We start from the raw sequence: 17,584 nt of genomic DNA on the forward strand, positions 1-17,584 counted from the left end.
GAGCAGATATCCACCCAAAACCTTCACACAGTCACATGTCGCTCCCATATGACTACACACAGTAATATAAAGTGACTGCTTCCTGACCACCTCCTACAAGGAGTGCGCGTGAAAGCTCGCTTTGGCGTGAGACGGGGAACAGTCCTCCTGACGGCCCTGCTGGTCGCCGTGACGGCCGCCGGCGTCCAGGGATCGGCATCCGCCGACACGAAAGACAACCCGGCCCACCGCCCGGACCACTGGGGCGTGATCGCCCGCAACACGATCGGCTCGCCCGTCGCCGAAGTCCGCAAGGGGCCCTACGGCCCGTTCGGCATCACGGGTACGGCCGCCAGGCCGCCGTACGGGCAAGGCAGCCTCGGCATCGAGGTGGCGAACAACTCCACGACGCTGACCCCGGCGAGCGAGAAGGTCGACTTCGGCAATGAGGTCGACTTCTTCGGGAGGCCGGTGCTGGAGCTGCGGCGCGTCGGTTTCCACGTGTTCCAGACGGGCGAGAACGTCTCCTACGGGGGCCCGGCGAACATGCCGAACATCAGGTTCGAGATCGACCCGGACGTGACGTCCACCGACGACTACTCCACGCTGGTGTGGGTGCCGAACGCCTCCCCGGTCACGAACGGCTGGAGCCCGTTCATCGACGCCACCAAGACCGGCTACTGGTACCTCACGGGCGGCGAGACGAGCTGCAACCAGGCCGCCCAGTGCACCTTCACCCAGCTGAAGGCCTCCTTCGCCTCCGTCAACGCCAGGCCGACCATCTACACCGTCGCCGTGGGCAAGGGACGGGACTTCATGTGGATCGGCGCGGTCGACGGCCTCCGCCTCAACGACTACGTCTACGACTTCGAGCCGGAAGGCGTCAGAAGGCTCCGGCTGCGATGACGCGCTGACCGGAAGAACGTCGGTGTCGGGCCGGACCGGGCCGAGTCACGAGCCCGGCCGGACCCCACCTCGCGGCATCACACGACGAACGGTGAGCCGCATCGAACCGCCACGGCCGCGCGCCCTGAACCCGCCGAGGCCAAGAGCGCTCAAGCGCTCAGAGCGCTTCCCTGGACGGCGTGACCGGATCGCCCGACCTGCGCACGACAGGCAGAACACTCCACGGAAAGTTGATCCAGTCGTCGGTCCGCTTCCACACGTACTCGCACTTCACCAACGACTGCGACTTCTCGTAGACGACGGCGCTGCGCACCTCCGCGACGGCGTCCAGGCAGAACTCGCGGACGAGCTTGAGCGTCTTGCCGGTGTCGGCGACGTCGTCCGTGATGAGGACCTTCTTGTCCGAGAAGTCGATGACGTCGGGAACGGGCGCGAGCATGACGGGCATGTCGAGCGTGGTCCCCACCCCGGTATAGAACTCGACGTTGACCAGGTGGATGTTCTTGCAGTCGAGGGCGTAGGCGAGCCCACCGGCGACGAAGACACCGCCACGGGCGATGCTCAGCACCACATCGGGTACGTACCCGTCGTCGGCGATGGTCTGCGCGAGCTCGCGTACGGCGGTCCCGAACTGCTCGTAGGTCAGGTTCTCCCGGGCCACGTCCGCGTCGCCGCCGCTCACACCTGGGTCCGGTGGAAGTTGAGGAAGGACCGGGAGGCCGTCGGCCCGCGCTGGCCCTGGTACCTGGACCCGTAGCGCTCGCTGCCGTACGGGGACTCGGCGGGCGAGGTGAGCCGGAACATGCACAGCTGGCCGATCTTCATGCCGGGCCAGAGCTTGATCGGCAGGGTGGCGAGGTTGGACAGCTCGAGCGTCACGTGCCCGGAGAAGCCGGGGTCGATGAATCCGGCGGTGGAGTGGGTGACGAGCCCGAGCCGGCCCAGGGAACTCTTCCCCTCGAGCCGCGAGGCGAGATCGTCGGGGAGCGTGATGACCTCATAGGTACTCGCGAGCACGAACTCCCCCGGGTGAAGGATGAACGGCTCGTCGCCCTCGGGCTCCACGAGCCGGGTCAGGTCGGCCTGCTCGACGGAGGGATCGATGTGCGGGTACTTGTGGTTCTCGAACACCCGGAAGTACCGGTCGAGCCGTACATCGATGCTCGACGGCTGCACCATGGATTCGTCGTAGGGGGCGATCCGCACTCGTCCGGCGTCGATCTCGGCCCGGATGTCCTTGTCTGAGAGAAGCACGCCCCGAGGATACGCAAGGCGCGCGAAGCCATCACCATCGGACGACTCCGCGCGCCAGGCCGCCGGGGCCCGGAGCACCTGGACCGCTCCCCGGCCGCCGCTGCTACCGCTACCTCTACCGCTTCTCCAGGGTCACCGGTACGACGCTCCGCAACCGGGTGCACCGAGGGCACCGGACGAGCCGTCCGGGGCCGAGCCGCTCGGCCTGCTGCATCGGGAACGAAGCGGTGCTGAACACGTGCCCGTCGGCACAACGGACGACGGTGCGCTCCATCAAGTCCATGAGTCCCTTCCCCAAGAGCCCTGTCCGGCTGCTGACCACCGGACCACGAAAGCCACATTACGGGACGATCAGGACGACTCTCCAGGCGGCACTCCGACCCCGCCCAGCCCCACTTCCACCCCTCCACCGTACGCCCCAACTCCGGCCGCCCGCAGCCGGATCCCTCCCGGAAAACGCACGCGGACCCCAGGGCTTCATCGCCCGGGGCCCGGTATGAGGTAGAGTGACGGAGCGTTCCGACACCGGCTCTGACCGGCGTCTTTGCGGGTGTAGTTTAATGGTAGAACATCAGCTTCCCAAGCTGAGAGCGCGAGTTCGATTCTCGTCACCCGCTCCATATGAAACCCCCAGGTCGATGACCCGGGGGTTCTTTGTTGTCTAGACCGGCAGACGGGGCGCGCACCACATCCGCACCATAAGGGCGTGACTAGCTGCCCGTGGGCTTCTCGTTGTGGTGCGCGGGGTCGTGGTTCTTGCCCTTGGGGTGCTTCGCACGCTCGGCGCGAACCAGGTCGTCAAGGCCGGCCGCTAGGTCGCGCTGACGCTCCTCGTCGGAGTGCTGATAGATCAGCGCGGCCTTCTCCGAGGACTGACCGGCCCGGACCATCGTGTCCTTGAGGGTGGCACCCGAGCGGGTCGAGAGCGTGTGTCCGGTGTGGCGGAGGTCGTAGAAGCGGAAGCCGTCCGGGAGCCCGGCGGCGACGCGAGCCCGCCGCCACTTCCGGCCGAACGAGGTGCGCCGGAAGGGGGCGCCCTTCTCACCCACGAAGACCAACCCTTCGGGCCCCTTCTCGGCGAACCATGCCAGGTGCTGCCGTACCTCCTTGTGGAGGAAACCCGGAAGGAGGACGGCCCGGACACCCGCGTCGGACTTGGTCTCGCCGGGGGCGCGCTTGCCGTTCGTCCGCTCCGGTTCGGCGACGCGGACACGGATCACCATGTGGTCGAGGTCGACATCCCGCCGACGGAGGCCGGCCAGCTCCTCCGGACGCATCGGACCGTACGCGCCGAGGTAGACCATGAGCCGCCAGCGGATACCGATCGCGTCGGCGAGGGCGTCCACCTGTGCGACGGTGGCGATGCGCCTCTCTGCTGCGGACTCCTTGCCCGCCCCCTTGATCCGACATGGGTTGCGGCTGATCAGGTCATCGTCGACAGCGGTCTCAAGGACGCCCTTGAGGAGGCGATACGCCTTGGCGACGGTGGTCTTGGCCTTGGTGGTCCGGAGCCGCTCGGCCCGCCACTCGCGGACGCAGGGAGCGGTGATCTCGTCCAGGTCGAGCGTGCCGAAGCTGGGGAGGATGTGCAGCCGCAGGAGGTGTCGGTACAGGTCCTCGGTCCGAACGGCCAGCTCCCGTTCCTCGACCCACTTCTCCGCGTACACACGGAAGTTGACTGACCCAGCATCGGGGGCGCGCCAGTCACCGCGGCTGAGGTCTGCCTCTACCTGGGACAGCCAGATCTCCGCGTCCTTCTTCGTGACGAAGGTCTCGTCCGCGCGGATGCGCTCACCGTCGGGCCCGAGATACGACGCCGTCCACTTGCCGGACCGGTACTGACGCACCGCGCCAAAGCGACGACGCCTCCCCTTCCTGTTGGCCATCAGGCAGCCCTCCGAAGGATGGTGCGGCCAAGCCGGATCGGCTCGACGGTGCGGGACTGAATGAACTCCTCGACCGCGCTCTCGGGGATACGGACGTGCCGGCCGACCTTCACGTAGCGGATGCGCCGTTCCTCGATCAGTCGCCGGGGGAAGCGAGCGGTCGTCCCGAGCAGCTCGGCGACCTGGTCGACGGACAGGTAGCGGTCGGTCATTCGGTGGGTTCCCCTTCCAAGTCGGGTGCGTCGGGTCGGCGCGAGGCGGCGAGCCAGGATTCAGCGGCGGTAAGGCCGGTGCCGGCGAAGCGCCAGTGCGAGAGGACGAGGACGGTGTCCGGGTCCGGCATGGGGTGGCCGGCCAGGGCGGCGTGTTCGCGGGTGAGTGCTTCGTTGTGGTCGGCGCGTTCCTGGCGGAGGGCGCCGAGGGTGACGGAGTACGCGCGGGACTTGGTGGAGAAGTGGCCGCGGAAGCCGAGCATGTGGGCCCACTTGCGCAGGCGGAGTTCTTCGAGTTCGGGCAGTCCGCCCAGGTGCCAGCAGGTGAGGATCATCTGCCGGGCGTGGTCGGTGACGTCCGTGCCGATCAGGTCAGTGATGGGGTTGCGGATCGGCCGGTCAAGGGTGCCGGTCGCGCTCTCGGCGCCCTTGGTGGCGTACTTGGCGATGTAGGCGGCGACGGCCCGGCTGGTCAGGTCGGTGGTGCCGGTGAAGTCGGCGGAGCGGATGGGGCGGATGTCGAGCTGTTCGCCGAAGCGGAAGGTGTGAGCGCGGCCGTCGAGGGTCGGTCCGGGGGTCTCGGCGAGCTGGACGGCCGAGCGGATCGCGTCGGTGAGGAGCTCTGTCGTGGCCCAGGTGGGCGGGGAGTCCTCGGCACCCTCCGGGCCGTCGAGGCGGATCACGGCATGGAAGTGCACGGCTCCGCGTCGCTGGTACTCGGCGACCTTGGCGTAGGAGAGCTTGAGGCAGTGACGCAATTCGGAGCGGGTGAGGTTCGCGCGGGAGGCGATCTGTTGGCGGAGGTAGGTGGCGAATCGGGCCCACAGGGCGCCGGCGTGCGCGTTCCACAGGACGGCGTTGCGGTAGTCGTAGCGCTCCGGGTTGAGCGGGGTGCCGAGGGCAGGGTCGTCGTCCGGGTGGAGGCGTCCGCAGCGGCAGCGGCCGCCGCTGGGCCGGTTGTGGACGGGGCCGAAGGACGGCGCGGTGAAGGTGGCGAAGACGCGGGGGTGTTGGGCGACGGCCGGGCCGATCCCTTTGCCGCCGCTCAGGCCGGCCGTGACGAGGTGGTACGTGTCCTTGCGGTAGACCTCGGCGCAGGCGGCGCATCGGGTGGCTCGGCGGTTGTTGCAGCGGATGAGGAGCTGTCCGGCGGGAAGGTCGTGGTCGAAGATCTCGCGGACGACTTCGCCGGTTGCCGCGTGGACGTCGAGGCGATGGCCCTCCATCCGTACGGGCCGCTCGCAGCCTCCAAGCCGCTGGACCTGGTGTGCGTAGGCGCTGAGGTCACCGTGCTGGGCGAGGGCTGCCAGCTGGCGAATGGCTCCGGTGGGAGCCTCGGGGCACATGTGCGGATGCCTCCTTGGGGTGGAAGTTCGGGACGCGCACCCCGGCCTGCGTAGGGGGCTAGACAGTGTGGGCAGGCCGGGATGCTGCGCAAATGAGGTCAGCGGCGGTCGCTCTTGAGGATCGAGCGGATGACGACGGCGCAGACGGCCACGGAAGCGGCAGTGACGGCGACGGCGAGGAGCATGGAGACCAGGACCGCGCCGACGACCAGGACCAGGGCTCCCCCACCGGCGGCGAGGGTGAGCACGCTGCCTGCGGTGAATTGGACCGCCGGCCGGTTGGAAGCGGGGGCCGCCAGAACCGGGGCCGAGGTGCAGGCGGCGGGGTTGTAGACCGACGGGTTGTAGGTCGCCGGGGGTGTGCTGGCGGGCGTCGGGGCGGTGTCCGGGCGGGGGTACTTGGGGGTGAACACGGGGCGGTCCCTTCTGCGAGTCAGTCGAGGAGCGTGGCGACGGCGGGGGCGAGGACGCTGTTGGCGACGAGGTAGCCGCCGAGGAGGAGCAGGGCGACCAGCCACCACGGCGGGCGGGCGAGCTGGATGCCGAGGACGGCGACGACGAGCACGGCGAACCAGAGCGGGACAGTCATGGCAGCGGCCTCCTGTCAGGCCTTGCAGCGGTGGGTGCGGGCGGCGAGTTCGGCGGCGGCGCGGCTGTCGTACTCGGTGGAGAAGTCGCAGCGGGGTGCGGTGCAGGCCGCCAGGTGGCGGTTACGGCCGCGGGCGATGTACGAGGCGACCTGTACCGGGCCGATGCGGCGGACGTTGCGGAAGCGCGGGTTCACGGTGTTCGTCCCTTCTCAGAGGTGAGCGGCGACAGAGGCCGTCATGGACGGGGGCAGGCCGAGCCGGGCGCGGACGTCGTCGGGGTCGGCGACGAGACCGGTCGTGGCGCGGTGTTGCTCGGCCAGGGCTTGGGCGCGGTCGATGAGGGCGGGTGGCAGGGTGACGGCCGGGGCTGCGGGAGCCGCGACCGGCGCGGACGTTGTGGGCGACTCCGTGTCGGGGTCCGGCTCGGCGGCCGGTGCCGGAAGCGCGTCACGGTCGGGGGCGTCGACCATGGACGGAACGGGGTCCGGTTCACCGTCCGTCTCGGGGATCGCGGCGACCGGTAGCGAGTCGGCGATGCGTGGTGTGTGGGCGAGGAGGGTTCCGCCGAAGAACGCGACGGCGGGCCAGCCGGCCACCACGACGCGGAGCGATGCGGGGACGTCGTCCAGGTCGAGGAGCCCTGCGGTTGCGATGTTGGCCCCGAGGGATGCGGCCAGGGCGATCAGGAACCACAGCCGCGGTCCCCCGGCCGGTTGGTCTCCGCGCTGCTGCTCGCGCATCCGTCGCCAGGCGGCAACAAGCAGCAGGTCGACGGAGACGGGATAGGCCCATGCCTTCCAGCCGCCCTGTCCGGCCGCGTCGGCAAGGTCGTGAAGGTGCGAGAAGGACAGGGCGCCCGCGATCACGGCTTGGACGATCACGGCGTCCACACGGGCCAACTGGGCGCGCATCGGCTCAGGTTCCTTCCGGTTCGAGGCATGGGAGGGGTAGAGAGTTGGCGCGAGGCGGTCACGCCGACCGTGGGGAAGGTGGTGCGGCTACTCGGTCACCGGGCGGGCGGTAGGCACGCCGGCCGGGGCGAACGCCTTGGAGGACTCGACGGCGGCGACGGGCCGGAAGGCGTCGAGGCGGGGCAGTTCCGGCACCAGGGCGGCCGTGTCGCGGCAGATGGCTGCCGCCTCGTCGAGGGTCAGGTGCGGTGAGCGGGCGCGGGACCAGCCGCCGGAGGAGTCGCCGACGATGGCGACGCCGGGCCGTTCGGCCGGGATGGAGGTGGCGGCGATGGCCGCTTCCGGGGAGATGTCGGCGAGCGCCATGTTCGCCGAGGACTCGTCGTTGACGCGGTGGCAGATGCGGCCGGTGAGTTGGGCGCGGAGCATGGTCGCGCCCTTGCCGAGTTCGGAGCCGAAGCGCTGCCCGCACACTTCGAGATAGATGCTGGCCGCACGGCCGAGCTGGGCGATACGGATCAGCTTGGTGACCATGGCGTCGCGTCGCTTCTCGTCGTCGCGGCTCGCGGCGAGGAAGAGTTCGGCGACCTCGTCGACGACGACCACGACCGGCACCGGCCGCACTGAGTCCGGCAGCCCCCACACGTCCGAGGTGAGCACGGCGTCCGGGCCCGCAGCGGACGAGAGACCGATGAGACGGAACCGTGCCTCCATCTCTTTCAGCAGGACGTCGAGGAGTTCGTTCGCCCGGTCCGGGGTGTCGGCGAGCGCGGACAACCGGGGTGCGAAGGGGGCGAGTTCGACGCCCCATTTGCAGTCGACTCCGACGAGGACGACCCGTTGACGGGCCAGGCCGCACACCAGGTTCCGCAGGTACACGGACTTGCCGGACTGCGTTGCGCCGAGGATGAGTTCATGCGGCACGGCGCGGAAGTCCCGTACGTGCCACCGTCCGTCATCCCGAAGCGCCAGCGGAAGGGTGAGCGGCCCGCGCTGCTTCCACCGCCGTGCTGGCTGCACGTCGGAGAGCACGTCCCAGCCGATCAGGCGCAATTCGAGCCAGCCCGGCTTGGTCGGACGGATGTGCACGGCGTGCGCGGCCCAGGCGTGGCGCAGCCGGTCAGCCGAGGCCAAGAAGTCCTCGGGTGCCTGCCCGGTCGCCATGCGCAGCCGCATCACGAGCCCGGACCCGGTCGGCCACGGCAGCGACCGCCGAGGCGGGACGGGGGCAGCTTCCCGCCCAATCATCCGGGCCGTGGCCCGACGGACGGCCGAGGCCGGGACTGTCAGGCCACACGCGTCCATCGTGGCCCGGTAGGTGGTGAGCACGCGCAGCGCCGCGAACGGATAGCCGACCAGCCACCAGAACGCGACCGGTGCACGGCGACGCAGGACCAGCAGGGCGACGAGTGCCAGCAGGCACAGGGTCAGCGTCCAGACGGTGTCGGTCATGGCGTTCAGCCCTGCGCCGGAGCCGGCGCGTTGACCATGACCGCGTCCGCGCGGTAGGCGATGCCGTGACGCATCCGCCCGCCGAACTCGCTCTCCCACGGCCGGGCGATGAGGCCGGGCAGGATGACGGGAGCTCCCATCACCAGGCCTTCACCGATGCCCTTCTCGGGAACGGTGACCTTGATCATGTCCGAACCGCCCGCTGCGATGAACACCAGCTCCAGCACCATGAGCCGGTCGTTGGTCACCGGGTCGATGGCGATCTCACCGGTCTGACGGTCCTTCACCTTGACTTCGGGCAGCTTGGTGACGAGGAGCGTCGCGGACGAGACGTCTACGGGGATGACACGCATTTCGTGAACCTCACCTGGTTGGCGACGCCTTGTCAGCGTCGCATCGAATTGAGTACCCCCCTAGACAGTGCAGGGAGTGGCCCACCTCAGCCGTCTAGAGGGGTTGACGGAGACGATAGCCCGACGGAGTGTCAACTGTCTAGGGGGGTATACGTGCGAGTCTCGATACCCGAGGACCCCTCGGGACGGCGTTTCGGTCGCGCGCCACCCCAGGAGAGCCAGGTCCGCTATTGGGACCAACCGCCCGCGCCGATGCGCCGAAATGCTCTCGGCTTTCCCCAGGATGAACCTATGCAGCCGCCAGGTGGTGACCAGGAATCTTCCCCGCTCGACGACGTCCAGGCCAGAGTCGGCAAGCGCCTCGACGATGTCGCCAAGATCCTTGCTGGCGCCCTGGTCACCGTGGCCGGCGTCATGACTGCACTGGGGTTGACGAGCGATGTCGTGTTCGTCGCGCTCAACAACGAGTGGTGGCCCATCTACGTGGCCGCTCTCAGTGCCATTGTCGCCATCGTCTGCAGCATCGTCGTTCAACTCTCCTGACAGCGAGAGGCAGACAGGGGCCGGGCTTGAGACGTCGTTTCCTTTCGCCTCCTCAACTCCCGTTCAGTAACTGGTGGTCGAACGCTGCCGCGCCCTGCCCGACAACCGCTGGTTCGCGGCAGCCGCCCTCGCACTCATCCTCCCCAAAAGCCCCCCGTCACCTCCCATCCCCTTCCGGTAACCTGCTGATCCGCGCCGGGGTTCCGTACATCCACCGATGAGACAGCCGCCCGGTGGCGCGGACGGCGGCCGTCAGAGGTATGTAGTGCGTAGCACAACGGGGAAGATTCTCACGCTGGCCACCATGGCGGCACTGGCGCTCGGCGTCAGCGTCTCGCCGGCCTCCGCGGCGACGACGGACAAGACGATCCGCAAGGTCAACGGCGTCTACGGGACGAGCGGCGAGTACTGGTACACCAACGGCAAGTCCTGGCGTGCCCTGAACTCGGTCGGCGCCCACAAGTCCGACATCACGGGCACGAGGAAGCCGACGCTGTACGCCCGCTTCCTCTACAAGAAGCCCGGCGGCACGTACAAGGCCGCCAGTGGCTGGAAGAAGGCCAACGTCTACAAGATCCGCGGCAAATGGGAGGCCCACGCCGGCTGGGGCAAGAACGGCTCCCACACGGGCGCGAAGTACCCCAAGAACACGCTGATCTGCACCCAGTTCAAGGGCAGCACCGTGAAGACCTGCGCCCCCCTGAAGTAACGACTCACCAGTGACCGGCCGGAGGCGGCACACCGCACCGCCTCCGGCACGGCCTCTCCGTAGGCGGAACACCTCTCGCTGGGAGCCGCTCTGAAGTCGGCTCCCAGGTGGCTCCCAAAGCCCGGCACGGAGATGTCGACGTCCCTGCTCCGTGTGACAGGTCGTCCACCAGGAGGTCGAGCGTCACCTCTTCATGGAGCGCGACGCCGAGGGCGGTCATGGCGTGGGCGCTCGCAGCCAGACTGAGGGCATCCCTCAACTGGCGCTCGACGGCCTGCTGGTCAACGCGCGGGGCGACTGAACAAGTCAGCTCACCGTGTGCTCTCAGACCTTAATAAGACGCCAAGGGCGGTTACGGCAGCACCCAATGCAGAGCGGTCGCGTCGTCGTGCGACTTGCCCCTTGGCCAACGCCGCCCCTCAGGGTCGCCGGCCTCGAGCTCTCGAACGCGGCGGAGCAGCTCGCTCGGGCCGGACGAGGTGAGTACATCCAACGTCTCTTGCCACGTGTCGACTCCGAAGCAGTCGACGGGCCGCGTTGCGCCGTCGCTCATCAGCGTCACGGACGTCAGCGGCTCCAGTGGCACGGACCCGGTGAGGGCGTGTTCAGCAGCTTGTGGGTCGGGGCCGGCGATCCAGAAGCCGCCCGGCCGGTTACGCAGCTTCGTCAGGGCGTCGCGGTAATCGGCCAGGGCGGAAGCGTGCTCGGGTGTGCCGGTGGGAAGTGCGTCGAGCGGGCCGCGAAGTCGCTTGCCGACGTCGTCCAGGCGCCGATCGGTGAGGGCAGCCGTCTTGCTGTCCCGGTCAGCGAGGAGAAGGGTCGAGTCACCCAGTACGAGGTATTCCAATGCCCCCGCGTCAGCCCGGATGGCGACGACCGTACTGGTAGGGCTGGCCGGATACGACAGGTCGCAACTGTCCTCGTGCAGTGACCGGACAACGCGGAGCGAATCGGCCAGGCACTCGGCGAGCGGTCGGGCGGGGTGCGCGGTGACCGCGCTCAGCAGCAGCCCGCCCAACGTCGAGGAGAACCAGGCGATTCCGTGCGTGCATCCGGTCTCGGCCCCGGCGACGCCGGCCCCGTCCAGGAGAACGGCCGCCCTGACAGCGGCGGCCGCGAAGTCCTCGTTCGCCTGGCCGGGTTCGGCAGGCAGTGAGGCGAGGGCGACATTCACGCCGTCGACTCCTCGTCGTGCCGGTAGAGCGGGGTGAGTAGTTCTACGGACTGCGGTTCGTCCGTCTCAGGGTCGTACTCGACGCTCACGAGCGTGGAGAAGTGGTGCTCTCCCACCTGGCCCCAGAGCGTGTTCAGATCGGAGGCGAGCAGCTGGACGACGCCGAGGGAGCCCGCGGTATGGATACCAGCGATCGCGAGTACGGAGCCGTTTCCGTCCGGGCGGGGCAGCCGGCCGAGGTATCCGACGTCATGCGGACGGTGCGGGTCGGTGTCCGCTCCCGCGCGGTAGGCCGTTCCGGTACGTCGGTCCAGCAGCGCCCACGGCTCGTCTTCGGGGTGTTCCCAGCTGAGTACGGGATCCTGCGCGTAGAGGTCGCTCATGGTCTGGGACATCCCCGGCCCGCAGACGACGACCAGGCCGTCACGGTTGAGGTCAACCTCGCCGCTCACCAGCACATGGCCGGAGCTGACGTCGAGCCCGTACGACTTGGCCAGCTCTTCCAGCCGCCTGCCGGAGTTCACGTCCGCCATGGCCACGACCGGGCGCTTCTTCTCGTCGTCCCACCGCAGCGGCGTCACGACCGTGACGGCGCCCGCACCGAGGAACGCACCCTCGGGAGCCGGGCCCGTGTGACGGATCTGGTGAATACGCCCGCGGCTCAGGCCGGCCTTCTCGGCGATCTGCGCGTAGGACAACCCCTGCGAGTGGAGGTCCTGAACGACACGACGGCGGAGCCGGGCGAGTTCGGTCACCTCCTGCTGCGCGTCGGCCAACCGCGTCGTGACCTCACGCAGGAGCAGGTACGGATCATCCATCGCCATGATCCGCTGCAACTCGTCCGACATGACCACACCTCCTAGAAGTAACCAGGAGTCTAGGGCCCTAGACGGAATGGGCGGGAGTCGCCTGCCCGAATGAGCTCCGATCACGTAGAAGCCGGCCCGACGCCCAGGCACTCCCCGAGGGCTCACCCCCCACTGCCCGGAAGGCCACCGCACATCACCGCCGGAAAGCCGCCCATCACGAGCCGGTCCGCACCAGCTCGGCCCAGACGCAGCGCGCACCCGAGGGCCGGTCCTTCACACCCCAGTTCTTGGCGCAGGCCGCAATCAGCATCAGCCCGCGTCCGTCCTCTTCCACGTGCCTGGTCACGCTGCGAACCATGGGTTCCTCGTCGCCGCCCTGGTCGACGACCTCGATGCGGACCAGGTCATCCGTGAAGTGGACGAGCACGAGGAACCATCCTCGGTACCAGCCGCTCCGTGTGTGCTTGACGGCGTTGGCCGCCAGCTCGCCGACGACCAGGACGGCGTCGTCGACCAGCAGTGCGGTCTCGTCCTCCAGCAACGCGGCGACGAAGTGACGGGCCTGGGCAACCTGCCAGGTCAGGCCGGGGAACATCCGGCACCAGCTTTTGGGCATGAGAAACACTCCTCCTCGTCTAGGGGGCTAGACGACACGGTGAGCAGAGTATTCCCATGCATGACCAGCAGGCCAGGCATCCTGAGGAATTATTCCTCTATCGGGTGGTGGAGTCCTCCAACTCCTGAAACTCCCGCATCACACGAACCAGGAGCTCGCGCGCCTCGCGGCCGAAGATCGCCGCCTCTTCGAAGCGCCGGAAGGTCTCCTCGTACGCGGCAACTTCGTCGGAGTCGTCGACGACCCTCTCACCGCGGAAGGCTTCCACCACGACCGCCCTCTGGTCGCACAAGGTGAACCCGTGTCTGGGCATGACGGGCACCGCACGACGCCACGGGATCAACCCAAGGCGCACAGTGCTCAGACTCTCGACAGCCAGCAGCCGGTCGAACTGGGCGAGCATGAGCGAGGGATCCCCCGGCCAGGTACGCAACACCGCTTCGGTCAGCACGAACACCGATTCCCGGCCCGGCTCGTACAAGAGGCTCTGCCGCTCGACACGAGCAGCGACAGCGCGACCGACGGCTTCCGGCGTCGAGTTCGGCGCACTCGCGAAGACATGCCTGGCGTACTCGGCGCTCTGGAGCATGGCCGGCAGAACGACGCACTGGAACGAACGGACCAGCCGGGCAGACCGCACCGCGTCGTCGAGGACAGTCCCAGCGGGAACCTCCTCGTTGGTCTCGACCGTGCCAGGCGCAGCTTCCACGGCTACCAAGAGCTCGCGCACTTCGCGAGTCGCCGACTCATCGAGATCGAGAGCGAGCAACAACCGCCCCAGGACGTCGAGGCTGGGGACCATGCGTCCGTTCTCCACCTTGGACACGGTCGGTTGCCCCACGCCCGCACGCTGCGCCAGAACAGCACCCGTCAGACCGGCCTCTGTGCGAAGCCCTCGAAGACGTGCCCCAAGCGCCTTCATCAGCTCCCGTCGCTCACTCCCCATACCGAGGGTTCTACACCACGGGACGACGAGAGCCGGATCCGCAAGCGATGACGGTCACGACCAAGCGCCCGGGTCATGATTCAAAGTTTCTCTACTGGTTCAAGGGCCCGCGCAAGCGCGGGCCGCGCGCCGCCTCTGCGGCGCGGCCTGCCTCCTGTCTGCGCCCCGGCTGGCCGCGCCCGGCGGCGCGCTGCGTGCATGCGGGCAAGAGTGGGAGATCATCCGCGGGCACAAGATGGTGCCTCCGGCGGGGGATCGGCCGGCACCGGGATGGAGGGAGCGCCGTCGCGGACTGCGGGCCTGTAGTGGCGTGCGTGGGGCTCCCATCCCGTCCGCCGTCGACCCAGCCAGAGCCGAGCAGACGCGGCCCATGGCGTCCAGGTCGTTCGTGCAGTGGCGCGCTCCACCTGGACGCCATGAACCACGCCTGCTCCACGGTGTGTGGGTCGACGGCGGACGGGATGGGAGCTGGGGAGGGCTGAGGTAGTCAGAAGCCACCAAACTTCCGGATTTCCGAGCTTACCCACCACTACAATCACCGCTATGCAGCTACTGACAAGAATGCGCGTGACTACCGCTCGCCTTTCAAAGCCCTTCAAAGCTAGGCGAACGCGAGACGCAGGGCGACACGCACCGAAAATGCCGAGCTTCCCGCTAACCCTTTTCTTGACTTTCGCCGCTGCCACAATAACCGCCTGGTTCATATTTGTGGGGCTAGCAGAGCTAACGGGTTCGCACATTGGAGTCATTCCCAACTCAAACTCCAAACTTCCGAAGGAAAGGCTTTTCGACCTCACAAGGAGTACCGTTACGGCAGCTGGTCTGCTGGCAGGAGTTTTTGCGATTGTTTACGCTTACAGGAAACAGCGAATAGAAGAAGCAGCCAGTGTTCGCGCAGATTCAGAGACCCTAGGCGGTCGGTATCAGACGGCTGCCGAGCAACTGGGCCACGAGAGAGCGGCAGTTAGACTGGCCGGAGTTTACGCCCTCTCAAGGTTGGCGGATGACGATAGCTCCCAGCGAGAGACCATCTGTCGTCTACTCTGCGCCTACTTGCGAATCCCGTACGATCCCAGCAAGCCACAGCCTGGAGAGCGAGAAGTAAGACTGACCGTCGTGAAGGTGATATCTGAGCACCTTCAAGATCCATCGCATGTGGAGACCTGGTGCGGCTTCGATCTTGACTTCAGTGGCGCAAAGTTCGATGGTGGATCTTTTGCGGGCGCTCACTTCACGTCCGGTGTCGTGAACTTCTCCGCCTGTGAATTCGCCAGCGGAACCTTCTCTTTCGACGGTGCAAAATTTTCAGGAGCCGACGTTAACTTCGGGAGCGGAGAGGATGTTCCAGCGATTTTCACAGGAGCACAGGTACTCTTCACCGGCGCCCATTTTCAGGGCGGCATCATTTCATTCATTTTCTCTGAATTTAGGGCCGGTGAAATCGCTTTCGGGGCGGCCTTCTTCGGTGGAAGTAGAGTCTCCTTCGGTAGCTGCGTTCTTGGGGACGCGGACCTCTCCTTCGGTGGGCCCATATGGCTTGGATCAAAGTTCGCCGGAGGTAGCGTGACCTTCTCTGGGGCCGAGCTCCAAGCTGGAATATTGAGCTTCATGGGGGCGGACTTCTGTGGTTCCGAAATCAGATTTGATGTGACATTGACGGGTTCCCTCGTACTGTTCGACGAGGCAGATTTCATTTCCGGCTCAATTCTCATGGATGAGGCGGAGATAAAAGGCGGATCATTCTCTTTCGAGGGAAGTCACTCTCCGGAAAAGTTGATTAACCCTTGGCCTATTCCAAAGGCGACGAAAACCCCAAAGACGAAGAAGGTGGTTAGGAAGAAAACGTCGTCTCGAAGGGCGAATGTCAAGAAGAAGGCAACAGAGTCGGGCAAGGTACCCGCTAGTGGCGACGCTGGTGAATAGCCCCCGGCTGTCAACCGGGGCACCTCCCGCCGAACCCAGCTGCTCTGTCGTCTGACATCCATAGTCAACATCAACGGGAACGAACGATAGTGGCGTCGGCCGGCCTCGGGCGCCCGTACAGCCGTCGAAGCGGCTTGGCACTTAACGTCATAGATCGAACTCTCAAGCGGTGCTCACACACGAGCCTCCTCCCGGGCCGTCCCTGGTCGGGTTCACCGCCGCCGGCACACCGAGCTGCTGCCGCTTCCGAGCCTGTCCCGAGCCCTGCGGCACGAGCACCACATCGTCCGCCTGGCCGTCGTCCACGGCCGTCCGCTCCACCGGCAACAACCGGGCCGGGACCACGGGCAGAGGAGCAGCAGGGGCGAAAGCGGCCGGACCGGAACCGAGCAAGCGACGTGCAGTCATGAGGCAGAGTCTCCCGCCATCTGAACACCCCTCCGCACGCCCTGCGGTTGGGGTACGGCGATGTCGGCTGTTGTTCGGAAAACCGAGGCGGTCCACCAGCCCGCGCTGCCATGATCAGCGCATGCTCATATCACCCCGTCCGGGCGCAGATCGGCTCAACATTCGCAAGGTCCTCGGCGGCGTGCACGCCACGGCGCAGAACCTCCAAGGGCACTACGACAACGCCTTCGAGGGGCTGATGGCGTACCTGGAGTGGGCCACCGATTCAGCCCGGCTGCTGCGCTCCCAGGTCAGTGACAGGGACCTCGAACAGCTCGTGTTCACCCCCCGGTACAAGGTGCTGCTGGCCAGCTGCGGCACGCTCGCCGGCCCCGCCCAGACCCGTCTGGTGAACGGACTGGTGCAACTTGAAGTGGTCGAACGCATCGAAGCCTTCGCGGCGGCTGTGGACGCGCTGGACATGCAGATCAGCCGGTGGAACATGCGGGAGGCCTTCGTCGTTGCCGACTCCAGCTTCTACATCCAGAACGACGTGAAGCTGGCCGACGTCGACCTGCACGCGATCCTCGACGTACAGCCCTGGGAGTTCGTCCGCCTGCTGTTCCCGATCGTGGTGGTCGACGAACTGGACGACCTCAAGGACACCAGCAAGCAGCGGGGCCGCTGGCGTGCAGCCCACACGCTCGGTCGCCTCGACGAGGTCCTCGACGGCCACACGCACGGGTTCCTGCACGAGGGCGTGTACACCCCCAAGGACGGCGAGACCCGCGGCAGGGTCAACGTAGAGATCGTCCTCGATCCCCCCGGCCACGTGCGCCTAGACCGTAACGATGACGAGATCATCGACCGAACCGTGGCCATTCAAGGCCTGGCCGGCCGCGACGTCCGCTTCCTGACGTGCGACACGAGCCAGCACACCCGGGCCCGAACCGCCGGACTGAAGGTCATCAAGGTGGCGACGAAGGACCCCGGGCCCGAACCGGACTGGTCGGCCCAGGACAAGCCCGGCACCGGCACGCGCGCGCAGCGGCGCGCCCGACAGGCCGAAGGCGAGCCTCCAACGACCGGCTGAGGCCTGGACAGGCGAGGGGCCCAGCAACGCCTCACGGCGGGCCGGGCCCCACATGTTCTCGCCGACAGCGACCCGGTGCGCTGGATCGGCGACGGCCGGCTGCGGATCGACCGGGCTGACATCAACGCTGACGGACGGGGGCAGACAGTGACCGTCCCCTGCGGCTAGGGTCGCAGGCCGGTGACCCTGCTCACCTGCGTGTCCTTCACCGTTATGAGAATGGGCCGATGTCATCGAATCGGCCCCTGAGACGTAGCACTGACATCCCCAACTCTGGCGGGCCCGCAGCGGTGCCGCCGCACCACAAGCGCACCAGATCGAGCGGGGAACAGCGGGGAACCTCGGTGAAAGCAGCCCAGCCGAACAAGGCCACGGTCCACCCGTTTACCCAGGTCAGCGCCTGCACGAGCCGTGAATGATCGCAGCTTCCCAAGCTGAGAGCGCGAGTTCGATTCTCGTCACCCGCTCCATGATGAAACCCCAGGTCAGTGACCT

The 17,584-nt window shown here is 67.3% G+C and carries 22 protein-coding genes and 1 tRNA gene; 6 read left to right on the top strand and 17 right to left on the bottom strand.

The window, feature by feature from the left end; translation table 11 throughout:
* Positions 1–108 precede the first annotated feature (108 nt).
* Complete coding sequence (locus OHS71_RS19950) at positions 109–885, top strand: hypothetical protein (protein ID WP_328480734.1); 777 nt, start codon at positions 109–111, stop codon at positions 883–885.
* A gap of 157 nt (positions 886–1,042) precedes the next feature.
* On the opposite strand, the gene OHS71_RS19955 is transcribed toward OHS71_RS19950, so the two are convergent.
* From OHS71_RS19955 to OHS71_RS19965, 3 genes are all read right to left on the bottom strand, one after another.
* Positions 1,043–1,567: a phosphoribosyltransferase gene (locus tag OHS71_RS19955; RefSeq protein ID WP_328480735.1), complete on the bottom strand. Its 525-nt coding sequence runs from the start codon at positions 1,565–1,567 to the stop codon at positions 1,043–1,045.
* Positions 1,564–2,139, bottom strand: coding sequence for a dCTP deaminase (gene dcd, locus OHS71_RS19960; RefSeq protein ID WP_328480736.1), 576 nt, complete (start codon positions 2,137–2,139; stop codon positions 1,564–1,566). The genes OHS71_RS19955 and dcd overlap by 4 nt, the downstream gene beginning before the upstream one ends.
* A gap of 115 nt (positions 2,140–2,254) precedes the next feature.
* Positions 2,255–2,422 (bottom strand): hypothetical protein, encoded by a 168-nt coding sequence (locus OHS71_RS19965; RefSeq protein WP_328480737.1) that lies wholly within the window; start codon positions 2,420–2,422, stop codon positions 2,255–2,257.
* A gap of 263 nt (positions 2,423–2,685) precedes the next feature.
* On the opposite strand from OHS71_RS19965, the gene OHS71_RS19970 reads away from it, so the two are divergent.
* Positions 2,686–2,759: transfer RNA gene (locus OHS71_RS19970), tRNA-Gly, on the top strand.
* A gap of 90 nt (positions 2,760–2,849) precedes the next feature.
* Here the strand turns inward: OHS71_RS19970 and OHS71_RS19975 are convergent.
* The 9 genes from OHS71_RS19975 to OHS71_RS20015 all read right to left on the bottom strand — a co-directional run bounded on the left by OHS71_RS19975 (position 2,850) and on the right by OHS71_RS20015 (position 8,889).
* On the bottom strand, positions 2,850–4,025 hold the full coding sequence (locus tag OHS71_RS19975; RefSeq protein ID WP_328480738.1) for a tyrosine-type recombinase/integrase: 1,176 nt from the start codon (positions 4,023–4,025) through the stop codon (positions 2,850–2,852).
* Entirely contained in the window at positions 4,025–4,237 is a 213-nt protein-coding gene (locus tag OHS71_RS19980) for an excisionase family DNA-binding protein (protein ID WP_328480739.1), read from the bottom strand. Before OHS71_RS19980 ends, OHS71_RS19975 begins: the two co-directional genes overlap by 1 nt.
* Positions 4,234–5,583 carry a replication initiator gene (locus tag OHS71_RS19985; protein ID WP_328480740.1) on the bottom strand — a complete coding sequence of 450 codons (1,350 nt, stop codon included), beginning with the start codon at positions 5,581–5,583 and terminating at the stop codon, positions 4,234–4,236. Before OHS71_RS19985 ends, OHS71_RS19980 begins: the two co-directional genes overlap by 4 nt.
* A gap of 98 nt (positions 5,584–5,681) precedes the next feature.
* The gene (locus OHS71_RS19990; RefSeq protein ID WP_328480741.1) at positions 5,682–5,996 is read right to left on the bottom strand and encodes a SpdD protein; all 315 of its coding nucleotides are present in this window, start codon (positions 5,994–5,996) and stop codon (positions 5,682–5,684) included.
* 20 nt (positions 5,997–6,016) lie between these two features.
* On the bottom strand, positions 6,017–6,172 hold the full coding sequence (locus OHS71_RS19995) for a hypothetical protein (protein ID WP_167467581.1): 156 nt from the start codon (positions 6,170–6,172) through the stop codon (positions 6,017–6,019).
* Between the two features lie 15 nt (positions 6,173–6,187).
* Positions 6,188–6,367 (bottom strand): mobile element transfer protein, encoded by a 180-nt coding sequence (locus OHS71_RS20000; protein WP_030795965.1) that lies wholly within the window; start codon positions 6,365–6,367, stop codon positions 6,188–6,190.
* A gap of 15 nt (positions 6,368–6,382) precedes the next feature.
* Positions 6,383–7,084, bottom strand: a complete 702-nt coding sequence (locus OHS71_RS20005; RefSeq protein ID WP_328480742.1) for a DUF2637 domain-containing protein — start codon at positions 7,082–7,084, stop codon at positions 6,383–6,385.
* Positions 7,085–7,171: 87 nt separating this feature from the next.
* The gene (locus OHS71_RS20010; protein ID WP_328480743.1) at positions 7,172–8,536 is read right to left on the bottom strand and encodes an FtsK/SpoIIIE domain-containing protein; all 1,365 of its coding nucleotides are present in this window, start codon (positions 8,534–8,536) and stop codon (positions 7,172–7,174) included.
* 5 nt (positions 8,537–8,541) lie between these two features.
* The gene (locus OHS71_RS20015; RefSeq protein WP_328480744.1) at positions 8,542–8,889 is read right to left on the bottom strand and encodes an SCO3933 family regulatory protein; all 348 of its coding nucleotides are present in this window, start codon (positions 8,887–8,889) and stop codon (positions 8,542–8,544) included.
* A 291-nt stretch (positions 8,890–9,180) separates the two neighbouring features.
* Here OHS71_RS20015 and OHS71_RS20020 point away from each other — a divergent pair, with 291 nt between their 5' ends.
* Together OHS71_RS20020 and OHS71_RS20025 are read left to right on the top strand one after the other, a co-directional pair.
* The gene (locus OHS71_RS20020) at positions 9,181–9,432 is read left to right on the top strand and encodes a hypothetical protein (RefSeq protein WP_328480745.1); all 252 of its coding nucleotides are present in this window, start codon (positions 9,181–9,183) and stop codon (positions 9,430–9,432) included.
* A gap of 304 nt (positions 9,433–9,736) precedes the next feature.
* Positions 9,737–10,141, top strand: coding sequence for a hypothetical protein (locus OHS71_RS20025; RefSeq protein ID WP_328480746.1), 405 nt, complete (start codon positions 9,737–9,739; stop codon positions 10,139–10,141).
* 352 nt (positions 10,142–10,493) lie between these two features.
* On the opposite strand, the gene OHS71_RS20030 is transcribed toward OHS71_RS20025, so the two are convergent.
* From OHS71_RS20030 to OHS71_RS20045, 4 genes are all read right to left on the bottom strand, one after another.
* Positions 10,494–11,315 carry an integrase gene (locus OHS71_RS20030; RefSeq protein ID WP_328480747.1) on the bottom strand — a complete coding sequence of 274 codons (822 nt, stop codon included), beginning with the start codon at positions 11,313–11,315 and terminating at the stop codon, positions 10,494–10,496.
* A complete protein-coding gene (locus OHS71_RS20035) occupies positions 11,312–12,163 on the bottom strand; it encodes a sigma factor-like helix-turn-helix DNA-binding protein (RefSeq protein WP_328480748.1) in 852 nt (283 codons plus the stop codon). The genes OHS71_RS20030 and OHS71_RS20035 overlap by 4 nt, the downstream gene beginning before the upstream one ends.
* Before the next feature lie 175 nt (positions 12,164–12,338).
* On the bottom strand, positions 12,339–12,740 hold the full coding sequence (locus OHS71_RS20040; protein ID WP_328480749.1) for an ATP-binding protein: 402 nt from the start codon (positions 12,738–12,740) through the stop codon (positions 12,339–12,341).
* Positions 12,741–12,837: 97 nt separating this feature from the next.
* On the bottom strand, positions 12,838–13,686 hold the full coding sequence (locus tag OHS71_RS20045) for a helix-turn-helix domain-containing protein (protein ID WP_328480750.1): 849 nt from the start codon (positions 13,684–13,686) through the stop codon (positions 12,838–12,840).
* A 639-nt stretch (positions 13,687–14,325) separates the two neighbouring features.
* On the opposite strand from OHS71_RS20045, the gene OHS71_RS20050 reads away from it, so the two are divergent.
* Positions 14,326–15,609 carry a pentapeptide repeat-containing protein gene (locus tag OHS71_RS20050; protein WP_328480751.1) on the top strand — a complete coding sequence of 428 codons (1,284 nt, stop codon included), beginning with the start codon at positions 14,326–14,328 and terminating at the stop codon, positions 15,607–15,609.
* A 162-nt stretch (positions 15,610–15,771) separates the two neighbouring features.
* Here the strand turns inward: OHS71_RS20050 and OHS71_RS20055 are convergent, their stop codons facing one another.
* Positions 15,772–16,017, bottom strand: coding sequence for a hypothetical protein (locus OHS71_RS20055; protein ID WP_328480752.1), 246 nt, complete (start codon positions 16,015–16,017; stop codon positions 15,772–15,774).
* Between the two features lie 121 nt (positions 16,018–16,138).
* On the opposite strand from OHS71_RS20055, the gene OHS71_RS20060 reads away from it, so the two are divergent.
* Positions 16,139–17,089, top strand: coding sequence for a PIN domain-containing protein (locus OHS71_RS20060; RefSeq protein ID WP_328480753.1), 951 nt, complete (start codon positions 16,139–16,141; stop codon positions 17,087–17,089).
* The last annotated feature ends 495 nt before the right edge of the window (positions 17,090–17,584 follow it).

It is taken from the genome of Streptomyces sp. NBC_00377 (genome assembly GCF_036075115.1).
GTDB lineage: Bacteria > Actinomycetota > Actinomycetes > Streptomycetales > Streptomycetaceae > Streptomyces.